Here is a 20,948-nt window from a genome sequence, read left to right as displayed (position 1 = left end):
AAAAACTCATATAAATTACCCCAACAACATGATTTGATGAGTAATTATCCCATCTCATCAGCTAAATTTGTTTCTGATCGTGCAAAGTTCTCTATATATCCCACCATGCCACACATCACCTTCATTCACGGCCTTTCAAATAAACCCGAGCCAGACAAACTCCACCAAATATGGAGACATGCCTTAGCCAAAGGAATTAGCGGTATTGATTTAGGTGACCAGGGAGTCACAACAACAATGGTTTACTGGGCGGATGTGCTGTATCCAGAACCAGATCCGAATGTAGTCGATTACGAGAGTACCCTCGAGAGGATTCTCCAGGAACTCGATGCAAGCGGGAATACCCAAATTCCCGTGGGGACCACCGACAAAGAGAAACACTTCCTACAAGCCATGCGCGCTTATGAAACACGCATGAGCGATGCAGAAATCGGAAATGCAAGCGAGAATGGGTCGACTGACGACAAAGCCACTAAGCTCGAGCGTATTCCTCTCCCTTGGTCCATCAAGAGGAAGATCATGGATGCCAAGATTCGCGATGCCTATCTCTACCTTTTTAATAAGGAGTTCTCCCCCCATCCGGGAACAACATATCGCGTACAAGAGGAAGTCCGCAGTCGTTTTATCAATGATTTGAAAAAGGTAAAGACCAACGGTCCGCATATCGTCGTAAGTCACAGCATGGGAACCATGGTCGCCTACGATTGCCTTAAACGCGTTCCTGGCTGCCCAGCCATTGATAGCTTGATGACTGACGATGGGCAGTCCACTCGGCATTGACGAAGTACAAGATTGTTTCAAGCCGGAATGGACTCGGGACAACGGTTACCCCCGATCACAAATTAAGACCCAGTGGGTCAACGTCTACGACCACCTGGACGTCGTGTGTGGAGCCGACCCAAAGATTGCAAACGATTTTTGCGACGGAGGCATCGAACGCATCCAGGATCTCAGCGTCACTAATGAAGGAACCTGGCGCCATTCAGTCGTAAAATATCTCGCGCATGATGAGGTACGGTGCGCCTTGCTCAAGATGCTTGGTCTCTGAGGAGTCACTTATGAGCAAGGGACAGGATGCCGACACAATGGTCCGACGCGCTCGAGAGCTACTACAACGCCCTCACTGGCCTGCCGGAAGCACAGACTCTCAGGCAGCACAAAGGCTCGCCAACGATCTCAAAAACCTACGTGAGTTTAACCTGCTCACCAAACTAAGCAAGCGCGTTATACGCGTGCAGCCGAACACCACCACAGTGCGGAGATTACACGCCCAGGCACTAATCGAGACAGGGCAAGCCACACCGCAGCCATCGCGGTGGCACAAAAGGCGTTAGAGGGCCTTCCCGAGAGCGATGAAGAATGGAGTAAGCTGGCTGGTCTGATTGGTCGTGCCTACAAGCAAATCGCCATCGATACTCGAGATCCCCACTGCATCGAGAGCAGAGAGGCGCTGGCGCATGCGCTTGACGCCTACAGAAAACCCTACGAACGTAATCCGAACAATACGTGGCATGCGATCAATCTTGTGGCAGTCTTCACCTTTGCCAAGCGCAGTGGCGTAACGGTACCGACAGCGTTCGACACTACACAACTAGCCCCGTCAAATCAAAGTCGAACTGATCGCATGAAGCATATCAAGCTGAATCATGCGACAGAGCTATGACTGCTTAAGTGCTTGTGGAATAGCTGCTTTTAAATAATAAATCATTGACCATAACGTTAAGATTGCAGCCAGATAAATAAGCCAGGTTCCTACTATTTGAGGATCAAAATAATCTTCGATTTTTTCGTGATAAAGCAATAATGGAATAGCTATCATTTGTGAAGCAGTTTTTATTTTTCCCAAAAAAGAGACAGCTACACTCTTGGCTTTACCAATTTGCGCCATCCATTCGCGTAATGCTGAAACGGTAATTTCACGGCCAATGATAACCACTGCTATCGGTGCATCCAGCCTTTCTAAATACACCAACACAATCAAGGCTGCCGCAACCATCAATTTATCTGCGACAGGATCAAGAAAAGCGCCAAAAGCTGAGGTTTGATTAAGGGTGCGAGCCAGATAACCATCCAGCCAATCAGTAATCGCCGCCCCGCTAAAAATGATGGTAGCAATCAGATTCTGTCCGAATGGTGATAACCAGCTCGGAGGTAAATAAAAAATCCCGACAAATAACGGAATTGCGAGTATCCGTAGCCATGTCAGCAGATTAGGAAGATTCATTGGCATGATAGTATTCAAGTGTCGATTCTGTTATTAATGCAGCACGACAATCCCGTCATTGTCATTTATTTTTTGAGCAGATTCAATGCAGTTCCCGGTAAATCCTCTCCGCCAGCGCCCGACTGATACCCTCTGTCTGTTGCAATTCCTCAATGCTTGCGCTCAGTACGCCCTTCAACCCGCCAAATCGTCCTAACAAACTTTGGCGTCGTTTTGCGCCCACACCAGCAATCTGTTCAAGACTAGAATGGGTGCGTGATTTATTACGTCTGGCGCGATGTCCCTGAATGGCAAAACGATGTGCTTCATCACGAATCTGTTGGATGAGATGTAAACCAGCATGATCCGCCGGCAATTTTAACGGCTTTTCAGTTGATGGGAAAATCAATTGCTCTAGGCCAGGTTTACGCCCTTCCCCTTTGGCTACTCCAAGAAAGGGAATATCATTGAGACCCAGCTCAATCAATATTTCCTGAGCTGCACTGACCTGCCCTTTTCCGCCATCAATCAGAATCAGATCAGGCAATTTACCATCCTCTTCAGCTATTTTGCCATAGCGCCTTAAAAGTACTTGGCGCATCGCCCCATAATCATCACCAGGTATGATGCCAGTAATATTGTAGCGGCGATATTCATTGTTACGCATAGAAAAATTGTCATAAACCACACAAGAAGCCACCGTTGCTTCACCCATAGTATGACTGATATCGAAACATTCGATACGCCCAAGGCTAGGTAGATTCAGAGCCTGCTGTAAAGCCTGTAACCGCTCTTCCTGACTAGCTTGTCTTAGCAGCCTCTGCTTTAATGCCAACCGTGCATTCTCGGTCGCCATATTCAGCCATACACGTCGTTCCCCAACTGGATTAAGAACGATTGCTATCTTACGGCCAGCCTGCTCGCTCAATAAAGGTTGCAGAATATTCAGGCGGATTTTTTCACCGATAATAATCAAAGGCGGTACATGTCGATTTAGATAATGCTGCGCTATAAATGCCTCTAACACATCAGCAATTTCATATCCTTGCACATTTTGTGGGAAAAAACTCTTATCTCCCAGGTGCCGCCCGCCTCTGATCATCACTAAATTGACGCAGACTCTTTCAATATCATCATGCAGGAAAGCGCAAGCAATGACATCCGCATCGAGCGCTTTACCACTATCAACAAACTGTTTTTCCTGGATTTTCCGCAGCGCCTGCATTTGATCACGGAAAACCGCAGCTTGCTCATATTCCATTCGATCGGAAGCTGTCTGCATTTTTTCAGCGATATCTTTCAATACTTCGCTTTGTTTGCCTTGTAAAAAAAGTGAGGCACTTTTGACATCTTCATGATACTCATCTTGCGAGATGAGATTGACGCAAGGCCCGCTACAACGCTTGATCTGATAAAGCAGACAAGGTCGAGTACGATGATTGAAAACGCTATCTTCGCAGGTACGCAGACGAAACACCTTTTGCAAAAGATGAATACTCTCCCTGACAACGCCTGCATTGGGAAAAGGACCAAAATACTGATGCTGATTATCCAGAGCACCCCGATAAAAGGTCAAGCGTGGATAAGTATGCTGACTTAACATTAAATACGGATAGGACTTGTCATCCCTGAATAATATGTTATAACGAGGTGCAAGGCTCTTGATGAGGTTATTCTCGAGCAGCAGCGCTTCAGCCTCGGAGCGCGTGATCGTCGTTTCAATTCCTGCAATCTGCGATACCATGAGTTGTATACGCGGACTCAGGTTTGATTTCTGAAAATAAGATGATACCCGCTTCTTGAGATCGATCGCTTTACCAACATAAATAACTTCTCCTGCTGCATTCAGCATGCGATACACGCCCGGCAGAGTGGGCAAGGTCGATGAAAAAACTTTGCCGTCAAACGCTGCTACTGACAAAATGCTTATTCCCTTTTATATCCTTTTATTTATCGTTGCCGAGCAATGTTCCGGCAATTGCCCAGTTTTCTTGCGGAACTTCATCAAAAGAAATATAGGTATACGACTTGGGTTTGTTTCCTACCCGTTCTAAGGTATCGGTAATTTCCTCGGCAATCTGTTTCTTCTGTTCACGGCTCAACGTACCAGCAATACGAATATTCACATAAGGCATCTTGTTCCCTCCCAAAAATTGATCATGTTATTAATGCCAGATCTGCACAAATTCTGGCAATCACTTGCTCGAACATTTTCTGTGTCAAGCGTTTGGTTTGTGTATTGTAACGACTACAGTGATAACTGTCATAGAATCTCAGTCCACTGGGTAAGATATGGGCAGCTCCATGGCTAAAAGGATAGCTTTTCATTTTAAGCCCTAAAGCCATCAATCCTGCCTGATGAGCCACATTACCCAGAGCCAGTATGCCCTGGCCGCCATGAGCAGTAAAATCTGTTATTTCGGCTGCTAAATAGGCATTACATTGCCTTACTTCGCTTGGTTGCGGCTTGTTGGCGGGTGGCAGGCATTTAACAGCATTGGTAATACGGCAACTATAAAGATGCAAATCATCTTCGACCGCAATGGATTCGCTGCGACTGGCTAGGCCAAACTTGTAGAGCGTTTGATACAGTAAAATACCAGCAAAATCACCGGTAAAAGGTCTGCCAGTCCGGTTTGCACCATGCATACCAGGCGCAAGACCGATAATCAGCAGCTTAGCGGATAAATCTCCGAATGAAGGTACCGGTTTGGCATAGTAATCCGGATATTGGATTCTGACGGTATCCAGAAATTCAGCCAAACGAGCACACTTTCGGCACTTTTCAAGAAAGGAGTTTGAAGCAGGATTATGGGCTTTTTGGTGTAGAATGGTCATTATTTTTAAGATAAATAAGCAATGGCAAAAGTTCTCGCAACTGAGATTCGCGTTGGCAATTTGATCGAATGGGATAAGCGGATCTGGCGTGTACTGAAATGTTACCATGTTCATGTTGGTGGTCGTGGCGGCGCATTCATGCAGGTGGAGATGAAGGATATCGAATCAGGCACGAAAACCAATCAGCGTATTCGCACTGAAGAAAAGGTCGAACGTGCGGTTGTCGAGCCACGAGAAATGACTTTTCTCTATCAAGAAGGGAATGACTACATCTTTATGGACAAGGAAACTTACGAACAATTGAGTTTATCGCAAGATTTCCTTGAGGGACAAAGCGAATATTTGCTTCCCAACACGGATGTGCTGGTTAATTTTCATCATGATCGACCCATTGGAGTGCAATTTCCTTCGAGTGTTATACTCACCGTCGTGAATACCGAACCAATTCTCAAAGGTGCGACTGCTACGAGTTCTTATAAACCTGCCACCACGGAAACTGGATTGGTCGTTATGGTGCCCTCTTTTGTTTTACAAGGTGAAAAAATTAAAATCAATACTGATACAGGCGAATATATCGAACGAGTCTGAGATTGAAACGATTTAAGAAACTGAAACATCAATGGATTAATATAAGCAGGCGGAGGTTAAGTTCGATCAATATAAAATTGCCAACTCTTATCTATGGCGATTGATTATACAATACAATCTTCTATTAACTTCCCACTCCAATTTTATAATGTGCGATGGCTATACATTACGCTGTTTATTGTTTCATGCGTGTTTAGCCCTGTCGCTATCGCAGTCGTTTCTGCAGCCCAATCCGATCAAAACCCAAGCAGAAACTCAGAATCGGATGCTGTAATCACACTCTCAGCACCTAAATCTGTCAAAAAACTCATAAAAAAATACATCTCATTCCCTGTTGAATCCTTTACCAATGATACTGCTCAGGCCTCTTTTGTTCGTAAGGCAAAGCAGGAAATCAAAGAGCTCCTAGCAACTGAAGGTTACTTCACTCCTACAGTTACACTCGAAGATCAATTAGCCGGAGAAAAACCAACCCTGAAGGTTATTCCGGGAACGCGGACACGGGTGGTTGAGGTGACGATTGAATTTCAGGGCGATCTAGCAGCCGACACACCCGAACACCAAAAACGAATGGAGCAGTTGCGTGCCAGTTGGCCACTCACACCACGCAAATTCTTCCGTAATTCTGCATGGGAAGAAGCCAAGGCATCCTTATTATCCAGCATAGCGGAAAATGAATATGCAGCCGCACAGATTGTCAGCAGCCAGGCCGAAGTCGATCCTGCTACCGCAACTGCAAAATTGCGGATAGTTATCGACTCAGGGCCTGTATTCTACTTTGGGGACTTACAGATTTCTGGACTTAAGCAATACGATCAAAGCCTGGTTTCCAACTACGCTCCTTACAAAAAAGGCAATCCTTATCGCCGGGATCAATTGCTTGCATTCCAGAGCGCCTTACAGAATCTACCTCACTTTAGCTCAGTCTCAGTCAGTATCGATCCCGATATTGCATATCACCAGGCCGTCCCAGTTAATGTCATATTGACCGAGGCACATTCTCAGCGGATCGCTGTGGGCGCTGGCTATAGTACTAACACGGGTGCCCGTGGAGAAATCAACTACCGTAATTACAAATTCAATTTTCTGAACCGACCATTGAATTTGAGCAGCTTGCTCCGTTATGAGCAAAAGCGCCAAACCTTCTCAGCAAAACTTGATACGATCCCGGACGAAAACAATTATATCTATAGCCTGGGAGCAAAAATCGAACGGACCGATATCGAGGATTTAAAAACATTCAATCAAAGAGTGAGTTTTACACGAGACCGGACTACGGAAAGAATACAGACACAGTACGGGATCACTTGGCAAAGGGAGGATAGAAGACCGGTAGGTGCGCCTCATACAATCAGTGAAGCACTCGCATTGGATAGTTGGTGGCGTTACCATAACGTTGATAATCCTCTATTTACCAGGCGTGGCCATATTTCAGAAATTCGCCTTAGCGGTGGCACTCACTATGCACTTTCGGAACGTGATTTTGTGCGCATGTATGCGCGGCATCAACACTGGTGGCCAATTGGAGCGCGCGATGTGCTGTATCTACGTGCTGAAGTAGGTTATACCCTAGCATCATCACGTCTAGGTATTCCTCAGGAATACTTATTTCGTGCGGGGGGTATAAATTCTGTGCGTGGGCATAACTTTCTAAGCTTAGGAGTTAGTGAAGGCGATGCTATTGTAGGTGGGCGCACGCTGGGGACGGGAACACTGGAATATGTGCATTGGTTTACTCATAACTGGGGTGCCGCCTTGTTTACGGATGTTGGTGATGCAGCAGATTCCTGGCAGTCTTTTAATCCATCACTTGGTTATGGTAGCGGTATCCGTTGGCGTAGCCCCGCTGGTCCGCTTGCGCTCGATTTAGCCAGACGACATGAAACCGGTACGCTGCATATTCATTTCTCGATTGCAGCAGCTTTCTAGTTAATTAAGCCTAAAAAATGGAAAATACTGAAGCCAAGCCAAAACAAAAGGGAAGCAGGAAAAAGCTATGGTTTCTCATTTTCCTCCTGTTGCTGACCGTAGCTGTGAGCGCAAGCAGCATTTGGTTGACCACTACAACCTCTGGTCTGCGGTTCCTGCTGGATTCAGTGTCTCGTATCAGCGGTGAGCGCATATTCTTTGAGGATATTAATGGCACCTTACGCGCTTTGAGCATAAAGAAAATTAACTATACCAGTGATGAGCTGCGCGCCACCATCGATGAAATCGAACTGCACTGGCAGCCCCAATTATTATTTTCCAGCCAATTAACAATCGATATTCTGACAGTCAAAACAATCGAGACACAGTCTTCACCCTCTCCAAAACCAGATAAGAAACCATTCGTTCTACCGGAAAACTTGCGACTGCCCCTCTCGATAGCCCTGCAAAAGCTGGAAATTGGCGTTCTGCAAATGCTGACAATCGGCAAGGAAGCACCTGATTTTACGATCACCAATATAACAGCCAGCGTCGAAAGTGACGCTCAGCGTCACAGCTTACGAGAAATCTCGCTTGATTCAGAGTTCGGAAAATTGAGTGGATCGATTCAGATAAATCCCGACAAACCTTTTGACCTGAGTGCTCACGCAACCTTACTTAGCCGGTTACCTTCTACACAAATAGATACTGCTGAAGCTGCCATTTCAATCGAACTGACTGGTAATCTGGAAGAAATCAAGGGAACCGTAACCGGAAAGAGCGTGAATGCTCAAGGTAAGGGAGATTTTGTTTTGCATCCCTTGGCGACGATGCCGCTTGCCACACTCCATCTAACGATAGATAAAATGGATCCCTCTGCCTTTTTAGCTGATATGCCCAAAGCTAATCTCTCCATTCATACAGATTTAATTGAGGATTCTGCCGGCAAGCTGCAAGGAAGCATGGCTATTAAAAACAGTCTCCCGCTACCACTCGATCAGAATGGATTGCCCATAATTGAAGTACGAGCACGGTCCTTAATTTCAATGGATGAAATCCAGTTTGACGACATACTGCTGAAAATGACCGATAACGCAAGTATTACCGGTCATTTCGACTGGCAGATAACGCGAGCGATGGGAACTGCAGATCTCAAAGTAAATCAGCTAAATCCGGCTGCACTGGATACACGTTTACAAGTAGCAAAAATCAATGGCTATCTTAAACTCACAGGCGATGCCGCAATGCAACAAGGTACGATTTCTCTTCAAGACAAGGCCAAGGCCTTATCGCTTGAAACGAATCTAACTCGCATAGAAACTGCCGTAAGTTTAGAAAAATTCACCCTGCGCCATCAAAGCTCCATACTGACGGGACAAGGCCAATTGGATCTGAAAGAATCTCAATCATTTCATTTTGAAGGTATGCTTAAGCAGTTTGATCTTGCAGCGTTCATGCAGGTGCCTCGCTCAAATTTGAATGCTACGTTCAACTTGTCAGGGAAACTAGCTCCACAAATCAGTGGCATCGTTGATTTCACCGTGACGAAAAGCCAGTTTGCCAAGCAACCGGTCAAGGGTGAAGGTCAGCTCGCATTTGAGGATGCCAAGCGGATCAAAAGTAAAATCAACTTACAGATTGGCACTAATCAATTCAGCGCTACAGGTGCGTTTGGCAACAAGGGGGATCGATTATTACTGAATGTCACCGCACCAGCCCTGGCCCAACTAGGATTAAAACTAGAAGGTGATCTCAAAGCACAGATAACACTGAGCGATACTTTAGAATCCCCGCACCTACTCATCGAAAGCAGCGCGAAACACTTAATGGTTAGCGGTAACCAATTATCTGATTTCACCATCACAGGAAATCTACACCAAACAGCAGTAATGCTTGCTATCAAAGCAGCAAATTATCGTCTGGAGAATGAAGATTATCTGAAAAACTTGACCATCGCACTGACCGGCAATCAAGCCCGGCATATGTTAAGCATAGAAACGGATTTGCCTAAGGATTCACATCTTGCATTCCATACTACTGGCAGACTCGTTCTTCCTAAGGAAAATCTGCAGAATTTTCAATGGAATGGTGAAATAGAAAAATTATCGGCAACTGGTTTCTTACCTTTTCACTTACTAAACCAGCCCATACTTAGCATCAGTCAAAAACGAATTGCCTTGGAACCAACCAGAGCTTCTGTTGCCAATGGTGAAATCAGCATACTCGATGCACATTGGACACCCCAACGATGGTCTAGCCGTGGAACATTGACGCATATTAACCTGAAGCCAGAAAATGCCCTGCTTCAAAACGTCGAAATACTACAAATGGGAGGTGAATGGAACATTACTGCCAGCAAACAGTTAAGTGGTCATATTCGTATCGCTCGCGAAAAAGGTGACTGGGCATTGTTGCTCGAGGATACCCCTCTTCAGCTCGGTTTGCAGCAATTGCAATTCGATGCACGTGCTCAGGATGGTAATTTGATGGCAGATCTGGTAATTCGTGGTGAGAAAATTGGGGAAACGGTGGCAAAAGCGTCTCTCCCTTTGGTCTCCAAAGATGGTGTTTGGCAGATTGCCCATGAGTTACCACTGAGTGGGAAAATGAATGTCAACATTGCTGATTTATCGTGGATTGGGCCGGTAGTGGATAGTAACCTGAAAAGTAGCGGCCGGTTTTCCATCCAAACCAACGTAGCGGGCACATTTAATCAGCCCCGCTTAGACGGGGCCATTCTAGGAGAAGAACTGGCAATAGCTCTACTAGATGAAGGTATCCATCTGCAGCAAGGAAGTCTCAAAGCCCATTTTAATCAAACTTCATTGCAAGTCAGCACCCTCACCTTCGTTTCACCCCATCAATCTCCACCTAGCGATCGCCTCTTGTCCAAAATAAAATTACCCAAAGACTCAGGACAGCTTACGGTAACGGGTGCTATCGATTATCAAAATCAGCGCAGTCACTTAACGATTGAAATAGATCACCTGCCCTTGGCGCAACAGCCCGATCGGTGGATCATTGCTTCTGGCAGCGGGCAGGTGAGCTTAAACAAGCAGCAACTCACGATCGATGGCAAATTGACAACAGATGCCGGGTTTTTGCTGCAACCTGAGACTGAACAACCACAATTATCCGATGATGTGGTCATCATTGGGCAGTCACCCCTTCCTGCCAATTCCCAGAAGCTTCTGGTAAATCTGGACGCCACCTTGGATTTAGGAGAGCATTTCTACTTGCGCGCGTCTGGGTTAGAAGGCCGGTTAGCTGGGCAATTGCATTTAAGCAGTAAACCTGGACAAGCACTGCATGCAATCGGAACGATTGCCGCTCGTGATACGATCTTTAATGCTTATGGTCAGCGCTTAACGGTGCAACGCGGAATCGTCAGTTTCGATGGCCCCCTCGACGATCCAGCATTGAACGTACTGGCAGTCCGCAAGGATTTACCCGTGAACGCAGGCATTAGTGCCTATTATGACCGGCGCCTGGGCGGCGCACATCGCGGTACCGCCAGCTTTAATGATCCTAGGCTCAATGCGCTGACAACCCCCAAGGATTTAGCTGTGGAAGCAGGGGTTCAAGTCACGGGTACGGTACGCCGTCCAATTATTAAGCTGGTATCCACCCCTAACGTCCCCGATTCTGAAAAGTTATCCTGGATCGTACTGGGACGTGCCCCTGATGCCAGCGGTATGGATACTTCATTGTTGCTCGCCGCTGCCGGGTCTATTCTGGGCGGACAATCCAGCGGCGGCGGTGTAATTGAGCAGATCGGTCAAACACTGGGTGTCGATGAATTTTCGATTAGACAGCAGGCAACCGGCAGTGCCTTAAGCAGCCAGATCGGCGTCATTGGTAAACGCCTTTCCTCGAGCGCCTATCTGAGTTATGAACGAGGACTCACCACCGCAACCGCGGGCATCACCAAGCTCACCTACAGCCTGACACGAAACATTACTATAGTGACCCGGGCAGGTGACGATAATGCAATCGATCTGTACTATACCTTTCAGTATGATTGAATGCAGCACGCAAAGTCATGTCATTCCATTTCCAAAATCAAACATGTCGCGAAGGCGTGCCGCAAACAGTATAAATAATCCTAAAAACCGTAGTTGGATGGGGTGGAGCGTGTGGTGATTCAGGTGCGAGGCAAGGCGCGATGAGGCCGCAGGACCGCCCCCCCTGCAACGAAGAGCAACGCCGCATTCGCGCCTGGAGCGGCATACGATACACCTCGTAGCGGCTTCACCATTCTGGTAAATGAAAAAATTCCGGAAATACTTCTATATGTCATGCGCTTAGCTCTCCAATTAAGCGGTCAACTACGGTTTTTAGGATAATACGACAAGGAGAAGCCGACAAAATCAGGTTTATTTGAAAATGGAATAAGCTGTCTTCATTAGAGCGATCTTTTACTCCTGTGTGAACACGCAAATGAAAAAGCAAACAACATGATGCACCTCCAACATTCAGGGCATGCGATGAATGGCTATGCGAGGCACACTCTGTTGCGTCCACTCTCCTTCGCCTGATACAGCGCCCTGTCAGCCTGATTGATCAGCGTATTGAGGTCAATGTCTTTCCCCTCGAGACTGGCCACGCCTATCGATACTGTGAAATTCAGCGGCATGCCCGTCACCGACGTCACCACGGCGTGAGCAGTTTCCTCACGCAAGCGCTCCGCCACTTCTGTCGCCCTTTGCAGATCGGTTTCAGGTAACAGCACGGCAAACTCTTCTCCGCCCACACGTCCGATGATATCGACCGTGCGCAGTATTTTGCGCATGACATCGGCGAGCCGTTTGAGAACAGCGTCACCCGTCTGGTGTCCATGTTTGTCGTTGATCTTTTTGAAGTGATCGACATCGAGCATAAGCACGGAAAGAGCGTGGCCATATCGCTGTGCGCGAACAAGTTCGGCATGGCCCTGCTCCATGAAGAAGCGGCGGTTGAAGAGTCCAGTCAGATAGTCTTGACGTGCCTGCTGCTCAAGCTTTCCTTTCAACAGCTCGAACTCTGTAATATCCGTAGAAATACCGCACAGTCCACTGATCCTGGTCTTCTTGTCATCTTCGTAAATCGGAGTCTTGATCTGCCAGTAGATGCGAGTGCTGCCGTTCTCACTCTTGTAGATGACTTTCTCCGCAGTATCTTCGCCATGGATGAGCACACGTGTGTCTATGTCATGCAGCTGGGCTACCGTTTCGGGTGGAAAAAAACGTGAATCGGAGCTGCCAGAAAGCTCCTCTGCCGAACACTGGAACAACTCCAGGGTCGACCGGTTGGCATAGATATAACGTCGCTGATGATCCTTCATGTAGATACATGTGGGGATATGATCCAGTGCAAAGCTGAACTGGTTAACCAGTGCACGCGCTTGCGCTGCTTCTTTCTCAAGCTTACGCTGTCGGCGTTGGTGGAGAAATAGTCCCATGGTGGAAGCAAGTACAATCACCCCGAAAAGTATTCCCTGCACTGCTGCATTCCGTCGCCAAGGCAGGAAGATTGGATCGAGATCGCGGTTGACTGCCACCACCAGGGGCTTGTCCATCTTGATGGCTGTTGGGTAAATGGTGCGCAGAGCGATCATCCCTTGCTCCTGGGTAGCATACACGGTACCCGTGAATACTTCCTCCTTCTTGCCGCTGCTCTGATGCCGCGTGAAAAACGAATCGGGGCGTTTCAGACTCATTCCCTCGATGTTTATTCTTTCAGGCATCATGAGGAACACCAGGCCATCGCTGTGCACAACGGAAACCCACATGTCCGGCGCATATTGCACGGACATCATCAGGGTCCTGAAATATTCCGGATCAAGCGTCGCAGAGACGATGCCGTCAAATTCGCCCTGCTCTCCTGGTATCATGCGGATAATGTTAATCACGTATGTACCAAGTACGGTTTCGGATGGCGGTGAGACGTAGAGGATGTCCGCGTTGGGATACCGTTTGACTTCCTGGAAATAATCGCGGGAACCGAGATTCATTCCGATCAATTCAGAACGGGTCGAGGCAGTGATGGTGCCTTCTTTATCCACGACGCTCATAGAGTGTATGCCCGGTATGATGCTCGCCGCCTTGAGGTAGCGTATCCCCGCTTGCTGCCCCGCCTCGTCTTTCCAGTAAGCCAGGTTGCTGCGAACGTTTTCCAGCGCGAGGCTCGCACTCGTCAGTTGGTACTCCGTGTTCTCAGCAATCACCCGCGCCTGAGTCGACAATCTGTCCTGCTCACGGGCCGCAACGCGAGCATGCTCAAAATACAGATTGAGTGCAATCGCCATACCCAAAGCGCCCAGGATCAGGCCAAGCCCCAACCATAGCACATTAAAAGGTCTTCTTAGCGGATTGATCAGTAGCAGCATGGCGTTTTTTTAATTGGCTCTCCACCCAATTGACTTTGAGGGCGCTTGTTCGTTCTGTACAGGCCACAGGTTTTGAGAACTCAAGGCAGTGCGGTTTCTATTTCTGTCAGGTAGGCCATTTCCTTCTCCACTATGAGTGCACCCAGGCGAATCAATGTCATCATGATGCGTTGGTTGTTTTAGCTCAGATTTTCCATTAGAAAATTTTCCTAATAGAAATTCTGGGCTTGAGAAGCTGTCTGATGAAACGATTATCATTAGAATCAAGGGTTTTGATAACAAGCTAAGAGATACCATATAAAACAGATAGTTCAGTAACGCAGATAGAAACTGGAATTCAAGTGAAACACCGTGGATTCAATAAAAAAAGAAAAAATGGGTAGAAGAAATTACTAATCTTGCTGTTCGTATGCCTGATGTTTTTAATAAGAAGCTGAAGCTTTTGTCCGTTAAAGTTTCTCTAAGCTGAGAACTCTAAGTAGTATTGTAAGTTCATAAAAAATTAAAAATTTTTCGATATGCTGCTTTAACCAGCGCGACCGCAGTGAATTGCATAATGAAGATATCGTTTTACTGAATGACCAGGTAATTAAGGTAGTATTCGCGAGTATGGAAGAATTGATGTTTTGCACCGCATCAGCTAAGGTATAAATTTAGGTAAATTCTCTATCATCACTCCTCCCCAAAACGCTTACCCAGTTTATCAGGCAAATTCCAGAGAAAGCGTCCTGTGCTAATCAATTGACGACGTAGCAAGGCCCAGTCTCTTCTGTACGTTTCTCCGCCTCCAGACAACGCAATAGCCGCACTTGAACTGTATAATAATACGGCAAGGAGAAGCCGACAAAATCAGGTTTATTTGAAAATGGAATAAGCTGCCTTCATTAGAGCGATCTTTTACTCCTGTGTGAACACGCAAATGAAAAAGCAAACAACATGATGCACCTCCAACATTCAGGGCATGCGATGAATGGTTATGCGAGGCACACTCTGTTGCGTCCACTCTCCTTCGCCTGATACAGCGCCCTGTCAGCCTGATTGATCAGCGTATTGAGGTCAATGTCTTTCCCCTCGAGACTGGCCACGCCTATCGATACTGTGAAATTCAGCGGCATGCCCGTCACCGACGTCACCACGGCGTGAGCAGTTTCCTCACGCAAGCGCTCCGCCACTTCTGTCGCCCTTTGCAGATCGGTTTCAGGTAACAGCACGGCAAACTCTTCTCCGCCCACACGTCCGATGATATCGACCGTACGCAGTATTTTGCGCATGACATCGGCGAGCCGTTTGAGAACAGCGTCACCCGTCTGGTGTCCATGTTTGTCGTTGATCTTTTTGAAGTGATCGACATCGAGCATAAGCACGGAAAGAGCGTGGCCATATCGCTGTGCGCGAACAAGTTCAGCATGGCCCTGCTCCATGAAGAAGCGGCGGTTGAAGAGTCCAGTCAGATAGTCTTGACGTGCCTGCTGCTCAAGCTTTCCTTTCAACAGCTCGAACTCTGTAATATCCGTAGCAATACCGCACAGTCCACTGATCCTGGTCTTCTTGTCATCTTCGTAAATCGGAGTCTTGATCTCCCAGTAGATGCGAATGCTGCCGTCCTCACTCTTGTAAATGACTTTCTCCGCAGTATCTTCGCCATGGATGAGCACACGGGTATCTATGTCATGCAGCTGGGCCACCGTTTCGGGCGGAAAAAAACGTGAATCCAAGCTGCCAGAAAGCTCCTCTGCCGAACATTGGAACAACTCCAGGGTCGACCGGTTGGCGTAGACATAACGTCGCTGTTGATCCTTCATGAAGATATACGTGGGGATATGATCCAGTGCAAAACTGAACCGGTTAACCAGTGCACGCGCTTGCGCTGCTTCTTTCTCAAGCTTACGCTGTCGGTGTTGGTGGAGAAATAGTCCCATGGTGGAAGCAAGTACAATCACCCCGAAAAGTATTCCCTGCACTGCTGCATTCCGTCGCCAAGACAGGAAGATTGAATCGAGATCGCGGTTGACTGCCACCACCAGGGGCTTGTCCATCTTGATGGCTGTTGGATAAATGGTGCGCAGAGCGATCATCCCTTGCTCCTGGGTAGCATACACGGTACCCGTGAATACTTTCTCCTTCTTGCTGCTGCTCCGATGCCGCGTGAAGAACGAATCAGGGTGTTTCAGATTCATTCCCTCGATGTTTATTCTTTCAGGCATCATGAGGAACACCAGGCCATCGCTGTGCACAATGGAAACCCACATGTCCGGCGCATATTGCACGGACATCATCAGGGTCTTGAGATATTCCGGATCAAGCGTCACAGAGACGATGCCGTCAAATTCACCCTGCTCTCCTGGTATCATGCGGATAATGTTAATCGCGAATGTACCAAGTACGGTTTCGTATGGCGGTGAGACGTAGAGGATGTCCGCGTTGGGATACCGTTTGACTTCCTGGAAATAATCGCGGGAACCGAGATTCATTCCGATCAATTCAGAACGGGTCGAGGCAGTGATGGTGCCTTCTTTATCCACGACGCTCATAGAGTGTATGCCCGGTATGATGCTCGCCGCCTTGAGGTAGCGTATCCCCGCTTGCTGCCCCGCCTCGTCTTTCCAGTAAGCCAGGTTGCTGCGAACGTTTTCCAGCGCGAGGCTCGCACTCGTCAGTTGGTACTCCGTGTTCTCAGCAATCACCCGCGCCTGAGTCGACAATCTGTCCTGCTCACGGGCCGCAGCGTGAGCATGCCCAAAATACAGATTGAGTGCAATTGCCATACCCAAAGCACCCAGGATCAGGCCGAGCCCCAACCATTGCACATTAAAAAGTCTTCTTAGCGGATTGATCTGCAGCAGCATGACGTTCTCCTAATTGACTCTCTACCCAATTGACTCTGAGGGCGCCTGTTCGTTCTGTACAGGCTACAGATTTTGAGGACTTAAGGCAGTGCGGTTTATATTTCTGCCAGATAGATTATCTCCTTCTCCACTATGAATGCACCCAGCGAATCAATGCTAATTAGAAAATTTTCCTAATAGAAATAATTCTGTGTTTGAGAAGCCTCCTTGTCAAATAATATACATTATAATCAATGACTTTGATAATATGCTAAGAGACGCGATATAAAACAGATATAAGTGATGAGCAATGGAATTTGATAAAAATAAGTTTGATCCTCACAGCAAACGCAGCATATCGTGGTAGATATTCTTGGTAATTTACTTCATGTCAAAGTCCCATGCTGCCAACCTCAGCGAAACCTGAAGAGCTTACAAAGCACTGGAAAGTGTTATCAATAAATTTGTCGGTTTCTCCTTGCCGTATTAGTTAAATTACCTCCGGCAGAGCCGGAGGCTTATTTCTGTTAGCCCCTCAAAGGGGCAAGAATTGGCGCCACCTAAAGGTGGCATCACATACCAAGCTTGAGCTGATCATAATGTTCATCCTCCTTCTCTTGATGTCGGATATATTCTCTAACCATCTCTTCATCTAACCCTACGGTCGATACAAAATAACCACGCGCCCAAAAACTTTCACCTGTGAAATTCCTCGATTTCCCCATAAACTTGTATGGGCCAAACTCTGATAATCTCTCATTTGATTCTCCTAGCTCTTGATCAAGCTAAAAGAATCAAGGTGACCGTATCACACGGTCAAACCTTTAATAGTCCCCCGGCAAAGCCGGGGGACTATCTCGTTTATTTATACTGTCTGGGGTTCGCCTTCGCATCACGTTTGATTTGGAAATGGAATAAGACATTATTTACTTCTTGTACATAACGTTTAATCAATGTAAAGGAATCAGAAGAAGTATCGCATCAATCCATTTTTTGATTGTTTCAAGGATCAGCCTGCTGAAAAAATTATACTTAATTTAAAAACTCTGCTCTGCTCTTCAACATTGCCAATTAAGCTAATCTGAGTTTACAGTGATAATGCCTGTAATTGGTTTGCCATTGTCACTTTTCTTGATAAAGCAAGGCTTACATGCAATATTTGTATTGTAATATCCTTTCTTCCAATAATCCCACAGCATCCCGATTAATCAACTCAGGTAAAGAATTATGCTAAAACACATCCGCGTTTCAGAAAAATTGGATAACCCCGTCATGATTGAATGGGCTATCGATATCCTTGAGAGTATACCAATCAAGGCATCGTCCGAGCGCGCAGCGTTGGCATCTGAGTGGTTTCATGACTTATTCCTGCTGCGTCAGATTGAGAATAATGACATCGATATTTTGCCTCAGCTATTTAGAAATTTACCTACAGAGCGTCTTGCAAGCCTAAGTAACATGATCCTTGATCGGTGGTTGCAATGGCCTGGAAAACTTGCTTTGGAAGCTACACCTCATCTGGCTAAATTTCATCCTAATGCACTGATAACGCTATTTGAAAAATATCTGGAAAATGTTGAAAACGGTGAACCGCTTGATCTATACCGCATCACCGCAATGGAACATGCAGCACACCTTGGCGCTAAAAAACAGTACGCACCTTTGGCTGAGAAACTGTGTACGTTGATTCTGGCTTCACCTGACGATGCTCTGTTCAAAACGATGATGCTTTCTTCAGTTTTGAGTTTTGCGGATGTTTTATCACCAGAATCATTGCAATCTATCCTTGGTACTTCTTTGCAAAATAAACAAAATAATGATCAAAAAGAAAATTTATTGGAACAATTATTTTCCGGTTTATTCGGCCATTCGGCCTATTTCGAGTTGGTTTTAGACAGACGTGAGGGAATATCCACGCAGCGCATCGAAGAAACGAGGGACTTATTCAGAGCCGGAGCACCCTTGGATTTTCTCGATCAATGTCTTGATAAATACGGCTCTAGCACTGATCTCATAAAGATTCTGGAGCAGGCACATCAACCGGGATGCAAAACCTTTCTTACCCTCATACAGCCAAAGAATGTTCTAGTACGGAATTTAAACAAGGATATGCTATATGACGCAACGCTAGCAGCTTGCCTACATGCTTATGAACTTGATGATTTTAATTCCACAGATAAGGATTTGAATCACACACTAGCATTATTAGCCATTAATTTGAATTGGCTTCCTCAATTCGACCGGCTTATTGCACGGCTTAAAACCTTTCCACGTCAGGAAACAATCCACGCTATGGTTGATCTGCTTGCCAAAACAGCGATGACCTATGGCGGTGTGCATTTGGCAAAAGCAATGGGTGAACTGCAATTTGAAGAATTTGTGCCTTGTTTAATAGATTCACTTTCTGAAGAATCAGGAGATTTCTTGCACGAAACTGCTGAAGAGTCCCTGAAAGCAATTGGTACCAAGGCCCAAGAAGCGTTAATTGAACGATGGGATGCGCTTGATTTTTCTCAAAGAATCTATGGCTTATCTACTATAAGCGATATTGGAGGTAAACATGCTGCTGATTTTGCAGTGCGGTATTTCTCAGACCTATTTGCTGATGACAGCGAACGTTGGTGTCAATTAGCTTTGTCAGCACCGGATAGCAGGATGCTTGATTTGCTCAAACCTCATCTAAAACGGAAACAGCCATGGATCGATCATGCTTTTTATGTGCTCAGCCGTTTGCTGGAACGGCATGATCCTTTATTGGAAAAAGTAGAAAAACGTGTTCTGGACGATTACCAAACAAGTAAACTCAGAAGGGAATCATTCGAGCGTGGTGATTTTTTTCGTGATTTCTTATCGCTAAAACTCCGTTGCCCTGAATGTCATGAAATCAATTTATATCACGTTAAAGGGATTGTAGTTTCTCCTACTGCTGCTGAAGAATCCAAAACCTCAACTACTCTCATCGCAGATGAAATACCTTGTCTGTCATGTGGCAAGGATGTGGAATTTGAACTCACACCAGAAGCCAACATGAGCATAACAGCGCAAATGATGATTGCAGCGGCAGACAAGCATCCCGATTGGCAAAAGGAATCATTGATTTCTTTTCACGATTGCACACTGGATGGACAGGTTATGTCAATGATCGAGGGATTGAGAATCACCCGTGAACATATCAACCGTAACCCAGATGATGTGAAACACTGGTACATACTTGGCTCCCTTTTATTAAATTTGAATCGTCCAAAAGCAGCAAAAGCTGCTTTTGAAAGATTGCTGCAAATCGATCCATATATGGCTAATGTTCGCCTTGAAGTGGCCAAGCTCCTGATCGCTCAAGGCAATGACGCAGAAGCATTCGAGATGCTCTCCCCTATCCTGGAGAATCGCCCTTTATGGGAAACAATAGGTAACCCATCTCATTTCAACCAGAATTTTATTAATACCTATAATCTGTTGCGCAGAAAGCTCGGACGAAACGATTTAGCTCTGCTGCATCCCGCTTCACTGACTACTCCTGCTAAAGTCGGCAGAAATGACCCCTGCCCTTGCGGTAGCGGGAAAAAATACAAGAAATGTTGTGGCGCTTAGCAAAGTGAAGGAAATTTTTTGCTCATTATTCTGATAAATCTCTTGCGTATCTTTTTTAAATACCAACTCTTAGCGCTTTGACAATGCTCTAGGGTTTGTTGACATTTCACATAGGTAGCCAGAGATATCCACACGCGATGGCTACCATACTCTCAAAATTTCTTCTTAGTTTGTCATATCGCGTGGCTACTGCCCGATACTGCTTTAGGCGAGCAAAGGTGTTTTCCACCAAATGCCGATATCTATACAAGCCCCAATCCATATCTGCGTTACCCTTCAACGAATTGCGCTTTCTTGGAATCACAGCCTTGGCTCCCTTCTTTACTATCTGCTTCACTGTCATAGCCCTTATCCGCTACAATCGCTTGCGCATCAGGTAATTTGGCAATCAGCTGTGGTGCTGCAGAACAATCATGCACTTCTCCACCGGTAATTTCAAACCCAACTGGCAAACCACAACTACCAACCGCCAGGTGGATCTTCGTAGTGTTGCCCGCACGGCTTTTCCCGATGGCTTGGGCTTCTTGACCTACCGCTCGAGCTATGATCATTTCGAGCTATGATCATTTCTGGTGTATGACAGGAGAAGGAAGCGGTGTAACCTGTTGGTAAAGATCTCGGCAGATCAACC

Annotated in this window: 14 protein-coding genes and 2 pseudogenes; 7 read left to right on the top strand and 9 right to left on the bottom strand. The window is 46.4% G+C overall.

Annotated elements, in window-relative coordinates:
* From R2Q26_RS14275 to R2Q26_RS14265, 3 genes are all read left to right on the top strand, one after another.
* Positions 1 to 780, top strand: a 780-nt coding sequence (locus R2Q26_RS14275; RefSeq protein WP_317536903.1) for a hypothetical protein, incomplete at its 5' end; no start/stop codon positions are given.
* A gap of 305 nt (positions 781 to 1,085) precedes the next feature.
* The gene (locus tag R2Q26_RS14270; RefSeq protein WP_317536902.1) at positions 1,086 to 1,334 is read left to right on the top strand and encodes a hypothetical protein; all 249 of its coding nucleotides are present in this window, start codon (positions 1,086 to 1,088) and stop codon (positions 1,332 to 1,334) included.
* Positions 1,316 to 1,663 (top strand): tetratricopeptide repeat-containing protein, encoded by a 348-nt coding sequence (locus R2Q26_RS14265; RefSeq protein ID WP_317536901.1) that lies wholly within the window; start codon positions 1,316 to 1,318, stop codon positions 1,661 to 1,663. The genes R2Q26_RS14270 and R2Q26_RS14265 overlap by 19 nt, the downstream gene beginning before the upstream one ends.
* Here R2Q26_RS14265 and pgsA read toward each other — a convergent pair.
* The 4 genes from pgsA to R2Q26_RS14245 all read right to left on the bottom strand — a co-directional run bounded on the left by pgsA (position 1,658) and on the right by R2Q26_RS14245 (position 5,041).
* On the bottom strand, positions 1,658 to 2,230 hold the full coding sequence (gene pgsA, locus R2Q26_RS14260; RefSeq protein ID WP_317536900.1) for a CDP-diacylglycerol--glycerol-3-phosphate 3-phosphatidyltransferase: 573 nt from the start codon (positions 2,228 to 2,230) through the stop codon (positions 1,658 to 1,660). The two genes, R2Q26_RS14265 and pgsA, sit on opposite strands and share 6 nt — an antisense overlap.
* Positions 2,231 to 2,306: 76 nt before the next feature.
* Positions 2,307 to 4,124, bottom strand: coding sequence for an excinuclease ABC subunit UvrC (gene uvrC, locus R2Q26_RS14255; protein ID WP_317536899.1), 1,818 nt, complete (start codon positions 4,122 to 4,124; stop codon positions 2,307 to 2,309).
* A 25-nt stretch (positions 4,125 to 4,149) separates the two neighbouring features.
* A complete protein-coding gene (locus tag R2Q26_RS14250; RefSeq protein WP_317536898.1) occupies positions 4,150 to 4,338 on the bottom strand; it encodes a 4-oxalocrotonate tautomerase family protein in 189 nt (62 codons plus the stop codon).
* Between the two features lie 22 nt (positions 4,339 to 4,360).
* A complete protein-coding gene (locus R2Q26_RS14245; RefSeq protein WP_317536897.1) occupies positions 4,361 to 5,041 on the bottom strand; it encodes a uracil-DNA glycosylase in 681 nt (226 codons plus the stop codon).
* Between the two features lie 21 nt (positions 5,042 to 5,062).
* Between R2Q26_RS14245 and efp the strand changes: the two genes are divergently transcribed.
* The 3 genes from efp (at position 5,063) to R2Q26_RS14230 (ending at position 11,562) form a co-directional block, all read left to right on the top strand.
* A complete protein-coding gene (gene efp, locus R2Q26_RS14240; RefSeq protein WP_317536896.1) occupies positions 5,063 to 5,629 on the top strand; it encodes an elongation factor P in 567 nt (188 codons plus the stop codon).
* 189 nt (positions 5,630 to 5,818) lie between these two features.
* Positions 5,819 to 7,558 (top strand): autotransporter assembly complex protein TamA, encoded by a 1,740-nt coding sequence (locus R2Q26_RS14235; protein ID WP_317536895.1) that lies wholly within the window; start codon positions 5,819 to 5,821, stop codon positions 7,556 to 7,558.
* 17 nt (positions 7,559 to 7,575) lie between these two features.
* Positions 7,576 to 11,562 (top strand): translocation/assembly module TamB domain-containing protein, encoded by a 3,987-nt coding sequence (locus R2Q26_RS14230; protein WP_317536894.1) that lies wholly within the window; start codon positions 7,576 to 7,578, stop codon positions 11,560 to 11,562.
* A gap of 119 nt (positions 11,563 to 11,681) precedes the next feature.
* On the opposite strand, the gene R2Q26_RS14225 is transcribed toward R2Q26_RS14230, so the two are convergent.
* The 4 genes and pseudogenes from R2Q26_RS14225 to R2Q26_RS14210 form a co-directional block, all read right to left on the bottom strand.
* The gene (locus R2Q26_RS14225) at positions 11,682 to 11,837 is read right to left on the bottom strand and encodes a hypothetical protein (RefSeq protein WP_317536893.1); all 156 of its coding nucleotides are present in this window, start codon (positions 11,835 to 11,837) and stop codon (positions 11,682 to 11,684) included.
* Positions 11,838 to 12,032: 195 nt separating this feature from the next.
* The gene (locus R2Q26_RS14220) at positions 12,033 to 13,904 is read right to left on the bottom strand and encodes a diguanylate cyclase (RefSeq protein ID WP_317536892.1); all 1,872 of its coding nucleotides are present in this window, start codon (positions 13,902 to 13,904) and stop codon (positions 12,033 to 12,035) included.
* A gap of 974 nt (positions 13,905 to 14,878) precedes the next feature.
* The gene (locus R2Q26_RS14215; protein ID WP_317536891.1) at positions 14,879 to 16,750 is read right to left on the bottom strand and encodes a diguanylate cyclase; all 1,872 of its coding nucleotides are present in this window, start codon (positions 16,748 to 16,750) and stop codon (positions 14,879 to 14,881) included.
* Positions 16,751 to 17,301: 551 nt separating this feature from the next.
* Positions 17,302 to 17,448: pseudogene (locus R2Q26_RS14210) on the bottom strand (transposase); the annotation flags it as partial.
* Positions 17,449 to 17,956: 508 nt separating this feature from the next.
* On the opposite strand from R2Q26_RS14210, the gene R2Q26_RS14205 reads away from it, so the two are divergent.
* Entirely contained in the window at positions 17,957 to 20,317 is a 2,361-nt protein-coding gene (locus R2Q26_RS14205) for an SEC-C metal-binding domain-containing protein (protein ID WP_317536890.1), read from the top strand.
* A 106-nt stretch (positions 20,318 to 20,423) separates the two neighbouring features.
* Here the strand turns inward: R2Q26_RS14205 and R2Q26_RS14200 are convergent.
* A pseudogene (locus tag R2Q26_RS14200) lies at positions 20,424 to 20,835 on the bottom strand (IS5 family transposase); the annotation flags it as partial.
* Positions 20,836 to 20,948: the final 113 nt, after the last annotated feature.

Origin of the sequence: Nitrosomonas sp. Is37 (genome assembly GCF_033063275.1) — a bacterium.
Lineage (GTDB): Bacteria > Pseudomonadota > Gammaproteobacteria > Burkholderiales > Nitrosomonadaceae > Nitrosomonas.
Note: the sequence above shows the minus strand (reverse complement) of the source record. Positions and strands in the feature narration are given on the sequence as shown.